This window comes from Flavobacterium sp. P1_E4 (assembly GCF_056405915.1).
Map to the genome: position 1 here is coordinate 158,528 of NZ_JBFUBE010000007.1, position 19,847 is coordinate 178,374.

Here is a 19,847-nt window from a genome sequence, read left to right on the forward strand (position 1 = left end):
CCTTTAATTGATTCACGCAATTTGCTTTTAGAAACATTTCTTAACTGATTAAATTTTAGAAAATAAACATTCAGTTGAGCCAAAAACAACAATTAAATGAAAATCACAAAACCAAGATTAGCCTTAATCTGCGGGATACTTTGCATTTCAATTTTTCCTATATTGATAAAATTGCGTTTAGCGTCGGGCTTAATTTCAGCTTTTTACAGAATGTTTTTTGCGGTTATTTTGCTTTTGCCTTATGTGCTTTTGAACAAAAAATTTAAACTTCCAACCTTAAAGCTTACCCTTTTAGCTGGGTTATGCGGTATTTTATTTGCTTCGGATGTAGCGGTTTGGAACATCGCTATTCAGGATTCAAGTGCTACGCAAGCATCATTATTAACTAATTTATCTCCGCTTTGGGTCGGAATTGGTTCTTTTTTGTTTTTAAAATCAAAACCTGCAGCGAACTTTTGGATCGGAACGGCTGTTTCATTATTAGGAATGGTAACTTTGGTTGGTTTTAGTTTTTTTATGGAATTGAATTTTGATCAAGCTTTTTTGTTTGCGGTTCTATCCGGAATTCTATATTCGATTTATCTTTTGGTAAGTAAAAATGTGCTTTCAGAAGTTGATATTTTATCGTTCATGGTCATAAGTTTATTGGCATCAAGCACTTATTTAGGAATTCTTTGTTATTATTTAAATGAATCTTTTACAGGATTTTCTACTAGTGGATGGTTTGTATTTGTAGTACAGGCTGTAATTTGCCAATTGTGTGCATGGCTTTCGATTAGTTATGCCACACAACACATGCGTACAACAAGAGTTTCGCTTAGTTTATTAAGTCAGGCAGTAATTACTTCAATATTGGCATGGTTATTTTTGGAAGAAAAAATAACTTTACAAATGATTTTTGGTGGAATCATTTTACTTTTCGGAATTAGGATTACATTTTACAATAAAACAATTTCATTGAAGACCTTTTTTTAAAAAATAGTAATCCGTAGCTTAAAAAATAAACATTAGACAAAAAACATCTTTACAATATGTTAGATAAAAGCAAAATTCAAAATTTAAAGGTGATCGCCTTCGACGCCGACGATACCTTATGGATCAACGAAACCTACTTTGATGAAACCGAGAAAAAATTCTGTGGTTTGATGGAAGATTATTTGTCGCATCAGGGAATTTCGAAAGAGTTATTCAAAATTGAAATCGATAATCTCAAATTGTACGGTTACGGAATCAAAGGATATATTCTTTCGATGATTGAAGCGGCGATGCGAATTTCAAACAACACCATTCCGATTGAAATTGTTGAAAAAATCATTCAATACGGGAAAGAATTACTCGAAAAACCGGTTGTTTTACTGGATGGAGTTGAGGAAACTTTAGAAGCTTTACAAGGAAAATACAAATTGGTGGTTGCCACCAAAGGCGATTTATTGGACCAACGTCGAAAATTACATAATTCGAGCTTGGGACATTATTTTCACCATATTGAGGTGATGTCAGACAAGCAAGAAGTGGATTATTCGGATTTGATTAAACGTTTGGAGATACAACCCGAGGAATTTTTTATGATTGGGAATTCTTTAAAATCAGATGTGTTGCCTGTTTTGGCTATTGGTGGACACGCTGTTCACATTCCTTTTCATACCACTTGGGCCCATGAAAAAATTGATCATAAAGTGGAGCACAAAAACTTTCAAGCCTTTGAAAAAATAACAGAAGTTTTGACTTTATTGGTGTTATAAAAAACGCTTTTTAAAATATACTGTGCCTAGTTAAAATGCTTTTTATTTAGTATTTTAGCTAGGTTTTTAAATTTAAACGCACTTCCTTAAAAAGTTCACAGCACTAAAGAATTGGATTACCTTAAATACCGAAAAAATGAAAAAACTTTTAGACCTGGACAATTGGAATCGAAAAGAACATTTCCTTTTCTTTAAACAAATGCAAGAACCTTTTTTTGGAGTAAACGTGGCTATTGATTGTACCAAAGCGTACGACACGTCCAAAGCACTGGGCACTTCCTTTTTCATATATTATCTGCACAAAACTTTAATGGCTGTAAATGCTTTTGAAAATTTCAGATACCGAATTTCAAATACACACATCTACATATACGACCGAATCGATGGATCTGCGACTATAAGTCGCGCTGATGGTACTTTTGGATTTTCCCTGATAGAATACCATCCTGATTATGCGATTTTTGAACAAACGTCAATAAAAGAGATCGAACGTATACAAGGCACAACGGGCTTATTTACTCGAGAATTCAAAGACGACAATGTCATTCACTTTTCGGCAATTCCCTGGCTGAATTTCACTTCACTTTCCCATGCGCGCAATATGACTTTCCCTGACAGCTGCCCGAAAATTTCTTTTGGGAAAATGATGCTGTCAAAAAAGGGAAAAAGAAAAATGCCGATGTCAATCCATGCACATCACGGATTGATGGATGCCATGCATGTTGGCCAAATGGTTGACTATTTTCAAGAAATAATGAATCAATAAATTCAATTGATATAAAATGGAATCTGTATTTTTGAATTCATTTTAACAAATTCATCATAGTCAGCAAGCAACGAACTTATGAAATCGCCATGATTCCAAAATACAAACAAAAATGAAGAATGACGATACCATATTCCAATAAAATACAATTATTAACTTCGTATGAAAAAATTAATTCTTTTTTTGATTCTAATCCAATGTAACTTCCTTTTTAGCCAGACAGTATTGGCTACTTTTCCATTGGAACTAAAAAAAACTAAAGAATATAAGCAAATCGTAAATGCGGAAAATACAACCACACACGATCTTTTTGCATTTGTCTCCGACAAAGAGACACTCACAATCCTAAAATACAATAGTGCCTTGTTCTTAACGAATCAATTTTCACTGGCAAGACCTGACATAACATACAAACTACTGGCTGGATATAGTTTCAATGACGAGGGTAATCCCACACTTTACTGGTCTACTACCGACTTTAATAAAATAATGGCTGTCCAATATGATTTGAATGCCAAAACTACTGTTGCAGTTTTTAATTATGACTTGCCTTTTTTCAATCAATCCGTTATCACCCAATTTCAGGAAAACAACACATTTTATATTCTTTCGCAAAAACATTTTGAACAAAAATTGATTTTGTATGTTTTTAAAAATGGCAAAAAAGAAGAAAAAATATTGGATTTCAGTTCCTTTAATTTTAAAAATAGTAAAAACCAAGCTTTAACTTTCAGCCAAATTACAGAAGTTTTTCCCATTGAAAAAATAGAAACAAATCAATTCAATCCATTATTCAAGGGCACAAATAAAACAAAACTTTACGTCTTAAAAAATCGATTGCTTTTCACTTTTGATCACAATTATAATGAAACGCAAGGTTTCGACATTGACTTGGCGACTTTTGAAATTCAAGAAAAGACTTTTCCGCAACCCATAGCCAAAAAACTACCGAGTCAGTCCAATTCCTACTATCATGAGAATAAAATATACCAACTCAACATCAATGACGAGGAATTATTGTTTGAAATAAAAGATTACAAATCGGCCGAAATCATCAAAAGTATTCCCGTTTCAAAAACCGAAACTATTCCTTTTAAAAGCTCTCCTTTGTGGCTACAATTAGAAGGAGAAAGACCAAAAGAGATAAAAAGCACTACCAAATTCTTAAATCAATTAATCTATTTAGAGGCAGGACTAACCGTTTATAAAACGTCAAAAGCCATCTTGATTACTTTGGGAGGTACAGGAAATATCCAATTTACAGATATAGGCCAGGACAACACTAATATATCGTTCCGTAATATCCCAACAACTGTTTATTTTGAAAGCACATTCGATAAAAAATTAGACCAAGCCAAGCAAGATCAAGATCCACTTGCCGTCGATTTTATTTCACGCTTTCGAGAAGAGCATCCAGAAGTGACCGCGCCAAGTATTATTCGCTACAAAAACTATTATATTATGGGATATTACGACGCCTATGATAAACAATATACCATGCGCAAATTCATAGATGGATTTGAATGAATCTAATTCTGATTTGAAAAAAGTTAATTCTCGCAGAAATCACCTATTTGTTGCAAATGTCTTTCTGTTTGGTATTTATTGAAGTTATCCCATTTTGGAGGAGAACTTGTTTTTTCGCCATACATCGAATCCAGACAAACGTTATTGTCTTTGTATTTATCATGCAAAACAGCCAAAATTTTGAAGAAAAAGGCATCTAGCATAACAATGGATTCAAATTCGGATTTTAGTGCGTTATAATTGCTGTCTGATGGATTTAATAATTGTAACAAATCTAAAACAGCTGTCTTTTCAGCTTCATCGATTTCAGTTAAATAACCATTTTTTAAAGTTTTAAAAACTAAATTATTCCAAGCCACACTATCATGCCCCCATTGAACATCCGGTAAATTTAGAGAATGTTCACATATTAGAATAATGGAAAAAAGAACATCGTTTAAGTACTCAGCCGGAAACTCATCAAAACTTCTGAATTCAAAGCCACTTTGGTACATTTTTTCCTGATTAAAGTCAAGACCAACTTCCGAAAGCATTTCATATTCCATGTCAGCTTCAATCTGATCGCGCCACCAAACGTTTTCTTCTTTTTCAAATTTTAGCAATTTTCTAAAATCATCTACATTATAGGTTAAAATTTTTCCTTTTGGCATCGCTTTGTTATAAGTTCCTACGCCTATGTAACGAGACATAGCATTACGCATAGAACCCAAAGTAAATTTTTTGCCCAAACTGTATTTATCACTTATCACTCCCATAATATCTGGGCTTCCAAGAGTTGCTATAAAAAAAGGCTCAAACCATTGCAACAAATAAATCGCATTGGCGTGTGTTTTTTCAAATTCATTATAATCTACAATCCTACTATCCTCAGTCAACGAAGGCAATGTAATGTGAAAATGGTAAGTACCATTATTAAACAAAACAAGGTTTTCCTGATTCGTCATAAACATATTAAGACCATTATTGTAATCGGGGAAATTTAATTTTCCATTCAACACAGATGATTCATTGATTTTATCAAGGAATAACTTTTTGGTCGCTTTTAGTTCTTTACAAGAATCAGCAATCGTTCGATTTTCAAAATATTTGGTTACGAATTCAATAGAATCTCCATCAAAATGTACAGAACCCATCGTTTTATTTCTTTGGGTAATCATACTTTGAATATTGTACGGTTGATCCTCAAGAAAAAGCTCCATAATGGATTTTCCAAGATAATCAGGATTTTCAAGCGGTTGTGGGTTTACCTCAGCAGTTTCCGTAGATTTTACAGCCGATAACATTTTGTGTTGGTAATTTATATCGAGTTTTTCAAGCGAATGACTATTAATCATTCGGCTCACTTTGTAGTTTTCATTCAAACCAAAAGCCTTTTTCAATATAGGCGCTAAACTTTCTGGTTTATAGCATTTTCTATAATCAATGCTGTATTTCTCAAAACCAATTTTTTCTTGTATAAACTCACCAGAAACTATTAGGGATTCTTCAAATTGCATGTAGGTTTCGTTTTCTAATCCTATACCCCAATAATATTTTTTTGTCTGATTGTCTTTCATTTATACTAATTTTCTTTTTATGGTTAATTGAACTTTTAAAATCTTTTTTTATTCGGAAATAGGAATCTTTTATCTGTTAAATAAAGAACAGAGACAATCCTTCTAAGGGATTAAACAAATTGTTAAATCCATTCTATTATTTTTTAAATTATAGGAATTTATTTCTTCCGAAATAATATTCAAAATTTGGTTGTCAGGAACCGCTTTTCATTTTATTGGAAGAAAATTTCTTCATTGCGGTTTCAGTCTCAGAAATTTTTCACTTGTATCGACTGAACGATTGATAAAAAGTGAAATTTTATATGGGGGCTATAAAATTACTATTGTCATTAATCACTTTTATATCAATAATTTAAGCAGATGAACAGCCTTATTGTAACTTTTGCTATCCTTGTTTTTTCCAAGTTGCAAAAGTACTTCATTATTATCTTATTTCCAAGTAGTTAATTCGCTGAAAATCAATAATAATGCAAAATGTTTGAGTTGTCAGAATAATTTTTTAAATTATTCGTGGTAATAAAGCACATAAGAGGAATATAATTCATCATTCCACCAGTCTTTTCTAACTTCCGAAAAGTAGTTATAATTCTCCTTTCCAGCTTGTGATTGCAGTGGATACAATACTTTACCATTCTCTCGGTAAGCTTGATGCAAATCCGTTTCGGGTACAACGGGAACAATATGTCCGGAGAGTCCTTTTTCTTTTCTTTTGGCACAAATTATTCCAACTCCGCCTTCAGTATTTACTTTATTTTGAATTTCTTCAACGGTAAACATCCTTTCCCAACCAAAATTAGTTCCCCATTCTAGGAACCAATCATGTATGGCACTGGAATAAATGCGATCAACGGTTTGTTCAAAAACAGCTTCCACTTCTTGTCCACTCAATACTTTTTCAAGGGCTTCATCTGTCCACCAAACCGTAGGCAGATATACTTTGCAGAAATGACAATAATCGTAAGAATACACATTACAGTAGGTGTCTTCTACCGTTCTTTGATATCTAACATTCGAAAAGACATCCAGTTTGTCTATGAGTCGGCTAATACTTTCCCGCTTGCTTTCAGAATCAGTCAAATCTCTAAACGGAATGCTGGAGTCCATAATAGGCCTTTCCTTCATTTCCATAGAATCCAAACGCGATTCTGGGTCGGGTAATAAATCAGCTTCCTTTATTTTGTTATGCGCAATAGAATCCTCAAGTGTTGGCATTGAATATGTCGAATGGGTATCTTTCTTCATTTTGATTGATTTGAATCAATTGTTGTGAGTCTGTAGTTGCTTAAAACTACTAGTACATCCTTATTTAGATAATCTTTTTCTAAAAATTTAAATGTAATCAAAAAAACCACATATGGTAATTTAATTCCAAATTAAATCTTCTAAAGAAAAAGCAATCATTTTCCTTATTTTTTAGGCTTAGGCCCCATATAAAATGTCAATTTACTTCCGTCTTTAATATCACTATGCTTTAAAAACAAAGTGGATAACGATTTACCATTTAGCAGCGTCTTTTGAACATACACATTATTGTCATTTTGGTTAATTACTTCAATAGTAAAAGTTTTGCCATTTTCTAATGTCAACAAAGCGTTATTTACCAAAGGCGACCCAATAGCATACTCATTGGAACCCGGAGCCACTGGATAAAATCCTAAAGAAGAGAAAATATACCAAGCACTCATTTGTCCGCAATCATCGTTTCCTCCCAAACCATCAGTTGTTGGTTTGTATTGCATTTTCATAATTTTCCTAACCTGATATTGTGTCTTCCAAGGTTGGCTTGTCCAATTGTAAAAATAAGCAACGTGATGAGCCGGCTCATTTCCGTGAACATAACCGCCAATTATCCCCTCTCTGGTAATGTCTTCTGTTTCTGCAAAAAAGGAATCTGGCAAATGCATGGAAAACAAAGTGTCCAAACGTGAAGCGAACGCAGTTTTACCGCCCATTTTGGCAATCAGTTCAGTTGGATTATGGGGAACAAAAAAACTGTAGTTCCAACTATTTCCTTCAATGAATCCTTGTCCATTGGTGGACATTGCATCAAAATTGTCTTTAAAAGTTCCATTCGCCAACTTAGGTTGCATAAATCCTGTAGCCGAATTATAGTTATTTTTCCAATTTTCGGATCGTTTAATAAACTCATCATAAACATCTTGCCTATTCAGCTTTTTTGCCAATTGAGCAATACACCAATCATCGTAGGCATATTCCAATGTATTGGAAACCGAAATTCCACTTTTTTCGGCAGGAATAAACCCCAAATCCATATAAGAACCAATCCCTTCATAATCTCTATGTTTGGCTGTAGTAACACAGGCGTTCAAGGCTTCGTTTGGATCTCCATCATAAACTCCTTTAAGAATGGCATCAGCAATTACCGAAACACTATGATAACCGCTCATACACCAATTATCGTTGGAATAATGTGACCAAATAGGCAGCATATGCAAAGCACTCTGATTATAATGCGCCATCATCGATTTTACCATATCGTTATTGCGCTTGGGCTGAATTACATTGAAAAAAGGATGCAAAGCACGATAAGTATCCCATAACGAAAACGTGCTGTAATTAACAAATCCATTAGCAGTATGACTATCTTGATCCAAGCCTTTGTATTGTCCATTTACATCAGTATAAACCGTTGGATTTATGAATGTGTGGTACATTGCGGTATAGAAATTCACCTTGACATCTTCTGGAGCGTCAATTTTGATTTTATTGAGTTCCGTGTTCCAAGATTTCTGGGCTTCCGCTTTTACTTTTTCAAAGTCCCAACCTTTTATTTCCGTTTGCATATTTTCCAAAGCATTTTGTTGACTTACGGATGATAACGCAAATTTTATTTTTATTTTTTCAGCCTCGGCTGTTTTAAAATCAAAATACATACGAATCTTTTTCCCAGCTATTTCCGGGAAATTTTTGGCTTGATCAAATTTTCTCCAAAATCCACGATAAGGCTGTTTCCCATCATAATTTTCTTGACCGTAATTAACGAATCGTTTTGAAAATGACATGGCAAAATATACGGTTCTGGTGCGAGCCCAGCCATTTGTTTGGCGGTAGCCCGTTATCAATGTGTCATTCACCACTCTCACATACGTCCAAACATTTTTTTCATCGTAATTGTAAATCCCAGCCATTAAATCCAGAATTATATGGCTTTCATCTGATTTTGGAAAAGTGTATTGATGCATTCCAACTCTAGTCGTTGCAGTCATTTCGGCAATGATATTGTCATCATCGAGTTTGACTTTATAATAACCGGCTTCCACTATTTCGTTAGAATGAGAAAATGCTGAACGATAACCACCTTTTGGGTTTGATGCCTTTCCGGGATTCAATTGCAATTTCCCTTGCGTTGGCATTACTAAGAAATCACCAAGATCGGAATGTCCCGTTCCATTGAGATGGGTATGACTGAAACCAACAATAGTTTTGTCTTCGTATTTATATCCTGCACAGTATTTGTAAACTTCGCCATTGTATTTTCCGTTCAATTCATATGAAATAGTATCCGTTTCGGGACTTAATTGTACGGCTCCAAAAGGTACAGTTGCTCCGGGATAGGTATGCCCCATTTTTTCGGTACCAATAATTGGTTTTACATATTTTACTAAATTTTCCTGTGCATTACTAAAACTAAAATGAATTAAAAGAATAACGGACAATGCGTATTTCATTTTTTATATATTAAATCGTTGTTTAAAATAATTGTTTGCATTTTATGGCATGAAGCTTGGAAGACTAACCTTAAATATATTTCTTTTCAATCCATTTTCCCGTTGTTGGCGGAACGTAATTCTCCATTTTATCCAAAAGATCATCAATAGTGTCACTTACCAAAAGCATTTGTTGGTTTACTTCGTTCAAAAGTCCTTTATCAGTCATTGTTTGAATGAAAACAATTAGAGCATCATAATAACCGTCTACATTCAAAATAGCAATCGGTTTTTTATGAAGTCCGAGCTGTCCCCAAGTCAACATTTCGAATAGTTCGTCCAATGTCCCGAAACCACCCGGCAGTGCGATTACGCCGTCGCAAAGATCATTCATTTTGGTCTTTCTTTCATGCATTGTATCAACCAAAATCAATTCTGTGAGTTGTTTGTGGGCTATTTCTTTTGACCTCAAAAAGTTAGGCAAAACACCTATTGCTTTTCCGCCGTTTTTCAAAACGCCGTCAGCAACGGCACCCATAAGTCCAACATTGGCGCCGCCATACACTAACTCGATGTTTCGTTTGGCCAATGTTTGTCCAAGTAAAGTTGCCTGCGAGGTATAGATTTCTTCGGTTCCTGAACTTGAACCACAGAATACGGTTATTCGTTTCATTTTTATGCTTGTAAATATTTATTACTGTTTGAACTCAAAACCTGTGTTTGATATTACTTTTATATATTTTTTAGATGATCTCAAAAAAGCCAAATCTCTCTATTTAGCCCCGATTACAGTGGAAATCCTTTTTGTTTTTTCTTTAAAAACAAAAAGATTGTAACGAAAAGCGGGACCCATGCCAGCTAAAATGCCAATTGCTTCTGCTCCAAAATTAATTAATCAAACTCCGATTTAAAAGGTTTTTAAATAGACATATTCGCAAAGGCACTAAGACGTAAAGATAGTAATTCTAAATTCTCACGGCTAACATGGATTCTATCATATAAAACTAAAAAAGGTCTAATTTCACAATTGAAACTAGACCTTTTAATATAAGATTATTGAAACTCTTTATAGAATTTTATTCCATATCGTTTTGTCTTTTAACAATACTTCACGCATAGTTTGAATTGGCATCATTCCGTTATCCAGCATGGCATCGTTGAATTTTTGCAGGCTATAATTGCCCCCTTCTTGTTTTTTATAATCTTCTCGTAATTTCAAGATTTGCAATTTACCCAAAGTATAAAACAAATAACCTGGATCATAAGTACCGCGCAACGCTTCTTGACGCGATGGTTTGTCTCCTTGATACCAATTGCTCATAAAAAAAGTGGTGGCATCGTCAACATTCATTCCATAGCAATGCGTTTTGATGGACACGCACAAACGGCAAATGCGCAACAAAGCATCACCTGATTGCGCTAGACGGAATTTTGCCGCTTTGACAGGATCTCCAGAATTTCCGTAACCTGCATCCAATATCATTTTTTCGGTATAATGTGCCCAACCTTCAATGAATGCATAGCTTCCAAAAACCTTTTGAACTTTTGTAGCTCCAGATGCATTCAGGTGCAAAAACTGGGTATAATGCCCCGGATATGCTTCGTGAATCGAAACGACATCTGTAGTATAAAAATTAAATTGCGCCAACCAATCTTCCTGCTGTTTTGGAGTCCATTTTGAATCTACAGGAGTAATATAATAATAGGCTTGAGTAGCTTTTGTTTCAAATGGCCCAGGAGTATCCATAGAAGCAGTGCTCGTAGCTCTTGCATAAGCGGGAGTTTCTTCCACTTTTACCCTAACTTCTGACGGTATGGTGATTATTTTATGGTCAATCATAAACTGACGAATGGCCTCCAGATTTTTTTTGGCATCCGGAATTAAAGTTTGAGCCGTTGGATGTTCTTTTTGCATATCATTGTAAACATCAATCGGCTTTTTGTTTGGGTTGATGATTTTTGCGGCAGCATTAAATGCAGCTTGTTCTTTTTGCAGTTCTTTCATTCCCACCGCTAAAATAGCATCGGCAGACATGGTAATTCCTTCCCCATACAACAACATTTTCTGGTAATTCTCTTTACCAATGGCATACTTATTATTAGCTTTCTGTAATTTTTCTTTTTCCAAAAAAGTAGCATAAGCATTTATGGCGTCAATGGCTTTTTTATTAGCATTATTAAAAGCCTTCATCAACGAATCGTTTTTGACGTCTTTCAATGCGACCAAAAGATCGTTCCCTAGAAAAGAAGCCGAACCTCTGGCAATTTGAATCGCTAATTGGATATGTGGTAATGCTAGTGAATCCTGTAGATTTAACTTTGCCTCTTCGAATAATTTTGGTGCTTCATTCTCAATAGCAATAATGGATTTAATCTGTTGTTCTATTGGAGCAAAATTTCTTTTAATGTAAATATTCACATCAATAGCTCCTGCATAAGTCATTGGATTTTTGGTATAAACTTCCAAATTTTCAAAAGAAAATAATTCGTTTTTGATATTGGATTGCAACAATTTCCAATCATAATATTCACTCGTACTTAACGATGTTGAATCTATTTTGGAAAACTTAGTGTCATATTCTTTCAATCTTGCTATTTCGCCCTCAAGGGATGTTTTACTGTAATCAGCAATCTTTCCGTCATATTCGTGCAACCCAAGAGCCACACCTGATTGCGGACGCCAATCCAAATAACCTTTCAAATATTCTTCTGATAATTTTTCAAAAGTGGCATTCCCTGAAGCGACATTCTTTTCTTTTTGATTGCAACCAATAAATGCGAAAGTCAATACAAACTGCAGAATAATAATTTTTTTCATATGTCTTTAGAGTTAAATTAACAAATGTTTGATATAATTCATGAATAATCATCATATCATTCTCAAAACCAAATATACACATTAACAGCTACAAAACATCAAATGTATTTTGTATCTAAAATCTCCAATACGTATATAATCTTAGGAAGAAAGTGATTTGTTTGGTTTCAAAAACTTAATTTTGCCTTTCCATAATACCTAAAAATAAAATCTATGTCTTTTCAACCTGTATTCGCCGAGTTTTGGGAAAAAGTAAAAGAAAGTATCGCCAATAAAACCTATGCCAAATTGACTTTGGCGAAAACCATAGGCGACACTGATTTGAAAAATATTTATGTGCGTCCAGTTTTGAATGATGGGGTTTTTAGCCTTTCGGTTACGGCACGTTACAAAACGGAGGAAATAGAAAGTTTTCATACGCTTGACGAAGCCTATATTGTCTTGGCTCCCTACATGAACAATCCGTTCTTGACTGCGCTATTGTTCACCACCGAAAATGACATCACTTTCAAACTGAATAAAAAACGTGTTGGAAGTATTATCGAACAAGCACCTACTTTTAAGAATGCTTCGGATGTGATTCTGGAAATGAAAGAAAAAGGGATGTAGGTTTCAAAAAGCAAAATTTAGATTAAAGTACTGATTCAAAAACGAAAAGCATTCTGTAATCTAAATTCTGCCACCTGCAATCTATAATTCACCGTCCCATTCGGCATAAAACTGAGCCAAAAATCCCTGCATATAGTGATGTCTTTGTTCAGCTATTTGTTTACCTGTTTCGGTATTCATTTTGTCTTTAAGCAACAACAATTTTTCATAAAAGTGGTTGATTGTAGGGGCTTGACTGTTTTTGTATTCTTCTTTGCTCATGTGCAAATTTGGTGCGATTTGCGGATCATAGATGGATCTATTCTTGAATCCTCCATAATTAAACGCTCTGGCAATCCCAATTGCCCCTATGGCGTCCAAACGATCTGCATCCTGAACGATATCCAATTCTATTGACGAGAAAGTCTTTTCAGTTTTTCCGCCTTTAAAAGAGATATTATCTATTATTTGGATAACATGTGAAATAATAGTTTCTGAAACGTCTTCACTTTCCAAAAACTCACGAGCCACTTTTGGACCCACTGTTTCGTCACCAGCGTGAAATTTACTATCGGCAATATCATGTAGCAAAGCACCGAGTTTAACAACGGTTTCGTCGCAGTTTTCTCCTCTTGCAATTAATAATGCATTCTTATACACCCTTTGAATATGAAACCAATCGTGACCTCCTTCGGCATTGGCTAATTGTTCTTTTACAAAAAGAATGGTTTTATTTATCAAATCTAGATTACTCATTTACTGTTTATATTTATAAAAAAAGCTGATTTTTAAAGTCTAAACCTCAAAAATCAGCAATATCATTTTAATTTTAAAAATCTTAATCGTTAATCAAAATCTACAATCTCGCCGGTTCTACCCATTTAAATTGGAATGATTCGGATGGAATAACAAGTCTTTCAGAGATTCTTGCCATTCTAGCTGGTAACTTCATCAAGTAATCACGTGCTTTTTCGGCTTCGTCAGTCAAACCACCTATCTTATCGATTTCCCATTTGTCAATTAATTTTTGCATGATATCCACATAATCGTTTGCGGTATAAACCCCAATACGTTGCGCTGAATCAGAAAAATGTTCAAAAGCGGAGCTAATTTTATTCCCTGATTCTCTCAAGAAATGTGCTGGCATAACGATTTTGGCTTTCATCATGTATTGAAAAGCAAGCATCATTTCGCTTGGATCCACTTTGAAAATTTCAGTAACAAAATGGCTATAGGCATGATGATGGCGCATTTCATCACCCGCAATCATTTTACACATTTTTGATAATTTCTTATCTCCATAACTTTTAGCCAATTGCGAAACTCTGTTATGCGAAACATAAGTAGCTAACTCTTGGAAACTCGTGTATACAAAGTTCTTATATGGATCTCTACCCGTTCCGATATCAAAACCATCATTGATTAAATGTTGTGTTGTCATTTCGATTTCACGCATATTCACACGACCTGATAGATATAAGTATTTGTTCAATAAATCGCCGTGACGATTCTCTTCTCCAGTCCATTGACGTACCCATTGAGCCCAACCATTTCTTTCAAGATTATCGACTCCTTCTACTTCCATCAACCAATTTTCGTAAGTTGGTAAAGCTTCTTCGGTAATCATATCCCCTACCATTGCTACCCAAAAATCATAAGGCAAATCTTTTGAGATTTCTCTAAGTTCTTTTACTTCTTCAAGGAAATTATCACTTTCAGAATTAGGTAAAAAATCAGAAGGCTGCCAAATTTGTTCTACTGGTATCAAGTATTGATCAACAAAACTATCCACCTTATTTTCTAGAAATTGCATTACTTCTAGACGAATGTTTTTTATAGACATTATTTATAAATTATTAAATTTTTATTCCGTTTACAACCGCTGATTCGGTTTTTTGCATTATATCTTTAAACTCAAAATCCTTTACAGCGAATGCTTCATGCACTACAAAGGTAATATGATTTCCTAAACCATATGGGAAAGTTCCATATTTTAAGAGTTTCCACGAATTATTGATACTTACAGGAACTATATAAGCCGATGGTGCATTTTTACATAAAATCTTCAAACCCGTTTGTGCAAACTCCTTTGGTATTCCATTACGACTCCTCGTTCCTTCAGGAAAAATTACAGCCGAACGTTTATGCTTTTCAATGTAATCTGCCATTTTTTTGATAGCAGGTATGGCTTGTTTTGGATCTTTTCTATCTATAACTACAGAACCTCCATGACGCAAATTATAAGAAACACTTGGAATTCCTTTTGCCAACTCTTTTTTACTCACGAATTTTGGATGAGATCTTCTCAAAAACCAAATCATCGCAATGATATCATACAAACTCTGATGATTCGCAACAAAAATGACAGGCACTCCTTTTGGTATACTTTCTCTATTTTCAAAACTAAAAGTCGTACCTAAAATAATAACGATTTTTAGCAATATAAAATTTAGATAATCAACACTTTTTTTATGCGCTTGATATCCAAATACGTGTAAACAAATCCATTGAATAGGGTGAAAAACTACCAAAGTCAATAAAATTAACACTAAAACAATAAAAGATAAGGGATACGAAATTAACTTTTGCATACTATTAAATTTGCCACAAAAGTAAGAAATATATTTTTAGGTCTATTTATAACTCCGTCAATTAATCCATTCCCATCTAATTACTTGTAAAACATAAATTTACAAAATCTTAATTACAATTTTTAGCAATAAAAAAGAAACTTTTACAGCAATTGAAAAACCAATTACATTCAAAACGGTCTGTTGTATGACTGTACATTAATTGTACCTTTGCCCATGTTATAACTAAGTGTACTTAATAAAATGAACTTCACCTATCCCAAAAACGAAAAACTCAAAAGCAAAATAACTATTGGATTATTATTTACCGAAGGTAAATCCGTATCGAAATATCCTTTGCGATTAGTTTACAACACGGGAACTTTTGGCGAAGGCGAAAAAATAAAAATAGGAGTTTCGGTTTCCAAAAAGTATTTCAAAAAAGCGGTTGACCGTAATTATTTCAAACGCCTACTCCGTGAAACCTATAGACTCAACAAGCACTTACTTGTAGATAATCTGGATCAACCTTACTCATTTATGTTTTTTTACCAAAGCAAAGACCGCTTGTCATATGAGGAAATCAATACCAAAACCATACAGCTGTTTGAGAAATTCTTATTGCAAATCAAGACAGTAAGCGAAACCAAAGAAAAATAGAAGTCTGCAAAAACGAATCTTCATTATTTGTTAAAAATAAATTAACTCCACTCTTATTGACCAAGGTGTTGCATTTAATTCTTATTTTAGTACAATATAAACTAGCCCATTGAAAATGAGAACCAATTTTTTCCAAAAAAAATTCATTATTCCAGTTGTTGCCTCTGCCTTTTTATTTGTTGGGGTAAGTTTCAAAGATGACTATTTTGAGATTGCCAAACAATTGGAAATTTTCACGACGCTATTCAAGGAATTGAACAAAAATTATGTCGACGAGACGACTCCAGCAGAGTTAATGAACAACGCTGTCAAAGGAATGTTGAGCTCACTTGACCCCTATACCGTTTATTTTAACGAACAAGAAGTACTCAAATTTAAAATCAACAATACGGGCGAATATACTGGAATTGGCGCATTGATAACCCGAAAAGATGACAAACTAATCATAAAAGAGACTTACAAAAATTTTCCTGCCGATAAAGCTGGTCTCAAAGCCGGAGACGAAATCATTCAAATAGGCGATACACCTTTGGCTGACTTCAAAGATGACGCTTCACAGTTATTAAAAGGTTCCAAAAACACTAAAATCGATATCAAATACATTCGTCAAGGTAAAACCAATTCGACAGTAATTATATTGGATGAAGTCGAAATCAAATCGGTTCCTTATTTTGCCAAAATTGATGATAAAACAGGCTATATCGTATTGGATCACTTTAACAGAAAAGCCTCTAATGAAACCAGAGAAGCATTGGAACAATTAAAAAAAGAAGGTGCCGAAAGAATTGTATTGGATCTAAGGGGAAATCCGGGTGGATTATTGAACGAAGCGGTAAATATTTGCAATCTTTTTGTGCCAAAAGATGAAGTTATTGTTACGACAAAGTCAAAAATAGAGAAACACAATAACACTTATAAAACATCCAAAGAACCAGTAGACACTACTATTCCTTTGGTAATTTTAGTTAACGGACGAAGTGCTTCAGCCTCCGAAATTGTTTCGGGAGCTTTACAGGATTTAGATCGTGCTGTCGTTTTGGGAAGTCGCAGTTTTGGAAAAGGATTGGTTCAAAGACCTGTAGAATTAACCTATGGCACACAGCTCAAAGTAACAATTTCTCGTTATTACACCCCTTCAGGAAGATGCATTCAAGCACTGGATTATGCTCATAAGGACAAAAACGGAGTAGCGACTAGAACCGATGCCAAAAACTACACCGCCTTTAAAACCAGAAAAGGAAGAACCGTTTATGATGGTGGTGGAATTTTACCGGACATCGAAATGGAAGAAACCAAAACAAGCCCGATTGCCAATGCCCTTTTAAAAAACGACGGTATTTTTAATTATGCCACTTACTATTATTACAAAAACCCGAATTTAGGAACAAAAATCCCAGTGATTACAGATGCAGATTATGCCGATTTCAAACAATTCCTAAAAAACCAAAAAATAACTTTTGACACTGAGACTGAAGTTGCTTTAAAAAACACTTTGGCGACTGCCAAAAAAGAAAAACTGGATGAGGCAATTGCACTAGAATACCAACAACTACTAACTGCACTTCAGAAATCTGAAAATGCATTATTAGACAAAAACCAAAAAGAAATTAAAGGTTTATTGTTGGATGAAATCATCAAACGCTATCAATATCAAGAAGGTCTTTATGATTATTACATCAAAAACAATCCTGAGATTAAGAAGGCAGTAAGTATTTTAAACACTACAACTGAGTATAATTCGATTTTGAAAATTTGATAAAAAACCATCTAATGATGAATGAATTAAAATTGGGTTATTTTTGGTCCCATAATAAGACCAAAAATAACCCAATTTTATATTTGTATAACTATTCAAATAGTAGGCCACATCAATTATCCAGCGACTTTTTAAATTGACAACGTTTGCAATTTAAAAAACTAAAGTGCCTTTTCTGGGACTCTAAGTTTAAATCAAGTTCTGAATTTACTTTACTCCTCTTTGTCGTTTAATTTACGCTCCAATTCTGCCTGAAATTCTTCCATTACAGGTTTCATCGTGCTTTCTGGAATATCTGCAATTCGAATGTACATTAATCCATCTATTGCATTATTGAACAAAGGGTCAACATTAAAAGCAACCAGTTTTGCGTTTTGTTTGATGTATTTTTTAATCAACACCGGAAGTCTTAAAATTCCTGGCTCCAATTCGTCAATAAGTTTGTCGAATTTATTTAAATCAGCTTCCGCTTCATCAAAAATAAAATCCTTATCTGCATCTTTTAATTTGACCTTGAATTCTTTTTTAGGATGGATATACTGAGCAATATATGGGTCATAATAGTGCGATTTCATAAATTCAATCATCAATGATTTCGAAAAATCCGAAAATTGATTACTGATACTTACACCACCCAATAAATATTTATGCTCTGGATAATGCAAAGTTGTGTGTATAATTCCTCTCCACAATAAGAACAACGGCATTGGTTTTTGCTGATACTCCTTGATAATAAAAGCTCTACCCATATCGATAGATTTGCTCATCATGTCGTGCAATTCAGGCTCAAAACGGAAAAGTCCATTCAAATAAAAGCCTTCAATACCATACTTGGGGTAAATATGAGATCCCAATCCCATGCGGTAAGCACCAGCAATTTGCTTGGTTTCATCATCCCACAAAAAGAGGTGACGATAGTATTTATCGTATTTATCAATATCAATTGACTCATTCGTTCCTTCACCAACTTCTCTAAAAGTAATTTCACGCAAACGTCCAATTTCATGAAGAATATTCGGAATTTGTTTGGCTTCGGCAAAAAACACTTCGTAATTTTTACTTTGTAAAAGTCGAAGATCTGCAACTCTCAAGGCTTCCACTTCGGCAATCATTTTTTCCGTACTCGCGGGAGTGACAATCTTTTTAGGGCTTTTGGTAGGTTTCAAGTTAGCCGTATTCAAAAAATTATTCTCTTTTTCAAAAGGATTGGCCAACATATAGGTTTTCTTTCTCAAGAATTCCGTGTAATCTTCAATCGATTCGTGTTCGTTTTGTTCAGCAACCGAAATAGGTTTTCCAACACGTACCTTAATGATTCTGTCTTTTTGAGTCAATAATTCCGATGGTAATTTGGCTGTTCTTAATGTGTCATTTATTTGGGATAAAAAATAAAACAAACGACTATTTTTGGCGTGAAAATAAATAGGAACTACAGGAACCTGTGCTTTTCGAATTACTTTAATGGCACCTTCTTCCCAAGCTTTATCCACTACTAATTTTCCATCTTTATAAGTAGAAACTTCACCAGCAGGAAACATCCCCAATGGCTTACCGTCTCTAAGATGGCGCAACGTTTCCTTAATCCCTACCACACTGGACTTCGCGTCTTTGTGATTTTCAAAAGGATTCACCGGCATGATATAGGGTTTCATGGGGTCAATTCGATGCAGTAAAAAATTTGCTATGATCTTAAAATTAGGTTCTTTTTCAAGCATTAATTTCAACAACAAAATACCATCTATTCCTCCAAGTGGATGATTCGAAATGGTAATATAGGCGCCATCTTTTGGCAAACGTTTAAAATCTTCCTCCGGAATTTCAAATTTAATTTGAAACTCGTCCAATATAGCATTCAAGAACGGTAGCTCTTTCAAATGTTTGTTGCGGTCGTATATTTTGTTTAATGTTGAAATCTTTAAAACTTTCATCAACAACCAGCCGGAAAAAGTACCGAAAACGCCGTACTTGTCCGTATTTATTGTCTTTGCAACTTCCTTCGCGGTAACTAAACCCATTTATTTTTCTTTTTTGAGCAAGAAACAAAGATAGCAAAATCCTCCATTTTTTATGGTTTTTTTTGAATCAATCTTTCTACTTTTTACTACTTTTGGATTCCACAGAAAAAATAATCTTCCGAATTTGATATAAAAAATTGGTTTTGAAGAACCTGTTTCCATCAAAATTTACTTCGGATTT

16 protein-coding genes are annotated in these 19,847 nt (G+C 34.2%); 7 read left to right on the forward strand and 9 right to left on the reverse strand.

Going from position 1 to position 19,847, the window contains the following annotated elements; genetic code table 11:
* Window positions 1-96: 96 nt before the first annotated feature.
* The 4 genes from AC1DY0_RS09370 to AC1DY0_RS09385 all read left to right on the forward strand — a co-directional run bounded on the left by AC1DY0_RS09370 (window position 97) and on the right by AC1DY0_RS09385 (window position 4,035).
* Window positions 97-975 (forward strand): DMT family transporter, encoded by an 879-nt coding sequence (locus AC1DY0_RS09370; RefSeq protein ID WP_477188341.1) that lies wholly within the window; start codon window positions 97-99, stop codon window positions 973-975.
* A 56-nt stretch (window positions 976-1,031) separates the two neighbouring features.
* Entirely contained in the window at window positions 1,032-1,742 is a 711-nt protein-coding gene (locus AC1DY0_RS09375; RefSeq protein ID WP_477188342.1) for an HAD family hydrolase, read from the forward strand.
* A 136-nt stretch (window positions 1,743-1,878) separates the two neighbouring features.
* A complete protein-coding gene (locus AC1DY0_RS09380; protein ID WP_477188343.1) occupies window positions 1,879-2,508 on the forward strand; it encodes a CatA-like O-acetyltransferase in 630 nt (209 codons plus the stop codon).
* A gap of 162 nt (window positions 2,509-2,670) precedes the next feature.
* Window positions 2,671-4,035 carry a hypothetical protein gene (locus tag AC1DY0_RS09385; RefSeq protein WP_477188344.1) on the forward strand — a complete coding sequence of 455 codons (1,365 nt, stop codon included), beginning with the start codon at window positions 2,671-2,673 and terminating at the stop codon, window positions 4,033-4,035.
* Between the two features lie 23 nt (window positions 4,036-4,058).
* Here AC1DY0_RS09385 and AC1DY0_RS09390 read toward each other — a convergent pair whose 3' ends face one another.
* The 5 genes from AC1DY0_RS09390 to AC1DY0_RS09410 form a co-directional block, all read right to left on the reverse strand.
* Window positions 4,059-5,591 (reverse strand): hypothetical protein, encoded by a 1,533-nt coding sequence (locus tag AC1DY0_RS09390; RefSeq protein WP_477188345.1) that lies wholly within the window; start codon window positions 5,589-5,591, stop codon window positions 4,059-4,061.
* Window positions 5,592-6,095: 504 nt separating this feature from the next.
* A complete protein-coding gene (locus AC1DY0_RS09395) occupies window positions 6,096-6,833 on the reverse strand; it encodes a hypothetical protein (protein WP_477188346.1) in 738 nt (245 codons plus the stop codon).
* Window positions 6,834-6,997: 164 nt separating this feature from the next.
* Entirely contained in the window at window positions 6,998-9,280 is a 2,283-nt protein-coding gene (locus tag AC1DY0_RS09400) for a GH92 family glycosyl hydrolase (RefSeq protein WP_477188347.1), read from the reverse strand.
* A gap of 70 nt (window positions 9,281-9,350) precedes the next feature.
* Entirely contained in the window at window positions 9,351-9,932 is a 582-nt protein-coding gene (locus tag AC1DY0_RS09405; RefSeq protein WP_477188348.1) for an LOG family protein, read from the reverse strand.
* Window positions 9,933-10,325: 393 nt separating this feature from the next.
* Window positions 10,326-12,077, reverse strand: a complete 1,752-nt coding sequence (locus AC1DY0_RS09410) for a DUF885 domain-containing protein (RefSeq protein WP_477188349.1) — start codon at window positions 12,075-12,077, stop codon at window positions 10,326-10,328.
* 213 nt (window positions 12,078-12,290) lie between these two features.
* Between AC1DY0_RS09410 and AC1DY0_RS09415 the strand changes: the two genes are divergently transcribed.
* Window positions 12,291-12,686, forward strand: coding sequence for a hypothetical protein (locus AC1DY0_RS09415; protein WP_477188350.1), 396 nt, complete (start codon window positions 12,291-12,293; stop codon window positions 12,684-12,686).
* Window positions 12,687-12,767: 81 nt separating this feature from the next.
* On the opposite strand, the gene AC1DY0_RS09420 is transcribed toward AC1DY0_RS09415, so the two are convergent.
* The 3 genes from AC1DY0_RS09420 to AC1DY0_RS09430 all read right to left on the reverse strand — a co-directional run bounded on the left by AC1DY0_RS09420 (window position 12,768) and on the right by AC1DY0_RS09430 (window position 15,256).
* Window positions 12,768-13,421 carry an HD domain-containing protein gene (locus AC1DY0_RS09420; protein ID WP_477188351.1) on the reverse strand — a complete coding sequence of 218 codons (654 nt, stop codon included), beginning with the start codon at window positions 13,419-13,421 and terminating at the stop codon, window positions 12,768-12,770.
* A 100-nt stretch (window positions 13,422-13,521) separates the two neighbouring features.
* Window positions 13,522-14,508, reverse strand: a complete 987-nt coding sequence (locus tag AC1DY0_RS09425) for an acyl-ACP desaturase (protein WP_477188352.1) — start codon at window positions 14,506-14,508, stop codon at window positions 13,522-13,524.
* A gap of 13 nt (window positions 14,509-14,521) precedes the next feature.
* Complete coding sequence (locus tag AC1DY0_RS09430) at window positions 14,522-15,256, reverse strand: lysophospholipid acyltransferase family protein (protein WP_477188353.1); 735 nt, start codon at window positions 15,254-15,256, stop codon at window positions 14,522-14,524.
* 243 nt (window positions 15,257-15,499) lie between these two features.
* On the opposite strand from AC1DY0_RS09430, the gene rnpA reads away from it, so the two are divergent.
* A complete protein-coding gene (gene rnpA, locus AC1DY0_RS09435) occupies window positions 15,500-15,895 on the forward strand; it encodes a ribonuclease P protein component (protein WP_477188354.1) in 396 nt (131 codons plus the stop codon).
* A 115-nt stretch (window positions 15,896-16,010) separates the two neighbouring features.
* Window positions 16,011-17,651 carry a S41 family peptidase gene (locus tag AC1DY0_RS09440; RefSeq protein ID WP_477188355.1) on the forward strand — a complete coding sequence of 547 codons (1,641 nt, stop codon included), beginning with the start codon at window positions 16,011-16,013 and terminating at the stop codon, window positions 17,649-17,651.
* Between the two features lie 212 nt (window positions 17,652-17,863).
* Here AC1DY0_RS09440 and AC1DY0_RS09445 read toward each other — a convergent pair whose 3' ends face one another.
* Complete coding sequence (locus AC1DY0_RS09445) at window positions 17,864-19,666, reverse strand: GNAT family N-acyltransferase (RefSeq protein WP_477188356.1); 1,803 nt, start codon at window positions 19,664-19,666, stop codon at window positions 17,864-17,866.
* Window positions 19,667-19,847 lie beyond the last annotated feature (181 nt).

Bases quoted from the DNA above. Each gene is read 5' to 3' on its own strand.
- AC1DY0_RS09370 (WP_477188341.1), top strand. From the start codon at position 97: ATGAAAATCACAAAACCAAGATTAGCCTTAATCTGCGGGATACTTTGC.
- AC1DY0_RS09375 (WP_477188342.1), top strand. From the start codon at position 1,032: ATGTTAGATAAAAGCAAAATTCAAAATTTAAAGGTGATCGCCTTCGAC.
- AC1DY0_RS09380 (WP_477188343.1), top strand. From the start codon at position 1,879: ATGAAAAAACTTTTAGACCTGGACAATTGGAATCGAAAAGAACATTTC.
- AC1DY0_RS09385 (WP_477188344.1), top strand. From the start codon at position 2,671: ATGAAAAAATTAATTCTTTTTTTGATTCTAATCCAATGTAACTTCCTT.
- AC1DY0_RS09390 (WP_477188345.1), bottom strand. From the start codon at position 5,591: ATGAAAGACAATCAGACAAAAAAATATTATTGGGGTATAGGATTAGAA.
- AC1DY0_RS09395 (WP_477188346.1), bottom strand. From the start codon at position 6,833: ATGAAGAAAGATACCCATTCGACATATTCAATGCCAACACTTGAGGAT.
- AC1DY0_RS09400 (WP_477188347.1), bottom strand. From the start codon at position 9,280: ATGAAATACGCATTGTCCGTTATTCTTTTAATTCATTTTAGTTTTAGT.
- AC1DY0_RS09405 (WP_477188348.1), bottom strand. From the start codon at position 9,932: ATGAAACGAATAACCGTATTCTGTGGTTCAAGTTCAGGAACCGAAGAA.
- AC1DY0_RS09410 (WP_477188349.1), bottom strand. From the start codon at position 12,077: ATGAAAAAAATTATTATTCTGCAGTTTGTATTGACTTTCGCATTTATT.
- AC1DY0_RS09415 (WP_477188350.1), top strand. From the start codon at position 12,291: ATGTCTTTTCAACCTGTATTCGCCGAGTTTTGGGAAAAAGTAAAAGAA.
- AC1DY0_RS09420 (WP_477188351.1), bottom strand. From the start codon at position 13,421: ATGAGTAATCTAGATTTGATAAATAAAACCATTCTTTTTGTAAAAGAA.
- AC1DY0_RS09425 (WP_477188352.1), bottom strand. From the start codon at position 14,508: ATGTCTATAAAAAACATTCGTCTAGAAGTAATGCAATTTCTAGAAAAT.
- AC1DY0_RS09430 (WP_477188353.1), bottom strand. From the start codon at position 15,256: ATGCAAAAGTTAATTTCGTATCCCTTATCTTTTATTGTTTTAGTGTTA.
- rnpA (WP_477188354.1), top strand. From the start codon at position 15,500: ATGAACTTCACCTATCCCAAAAACGAAAAACTCAAAAGCAAAATAACT.
- AC1DY0_RS09440 (WP_477188355.1), top strand. From the start codon at position 16,011: ATGAGAACCAATTTTTTCCAAAAAAAATTCATTATTCCAGTTGTTGCC.
- AC1DY0_RS09445 (WP_477188356.1), bottom strand. From the start codon at position 19,666: ATGGGTTTAGTTACCGCGAAGGAAGTTGCAAAGACAATAAATACGGAC.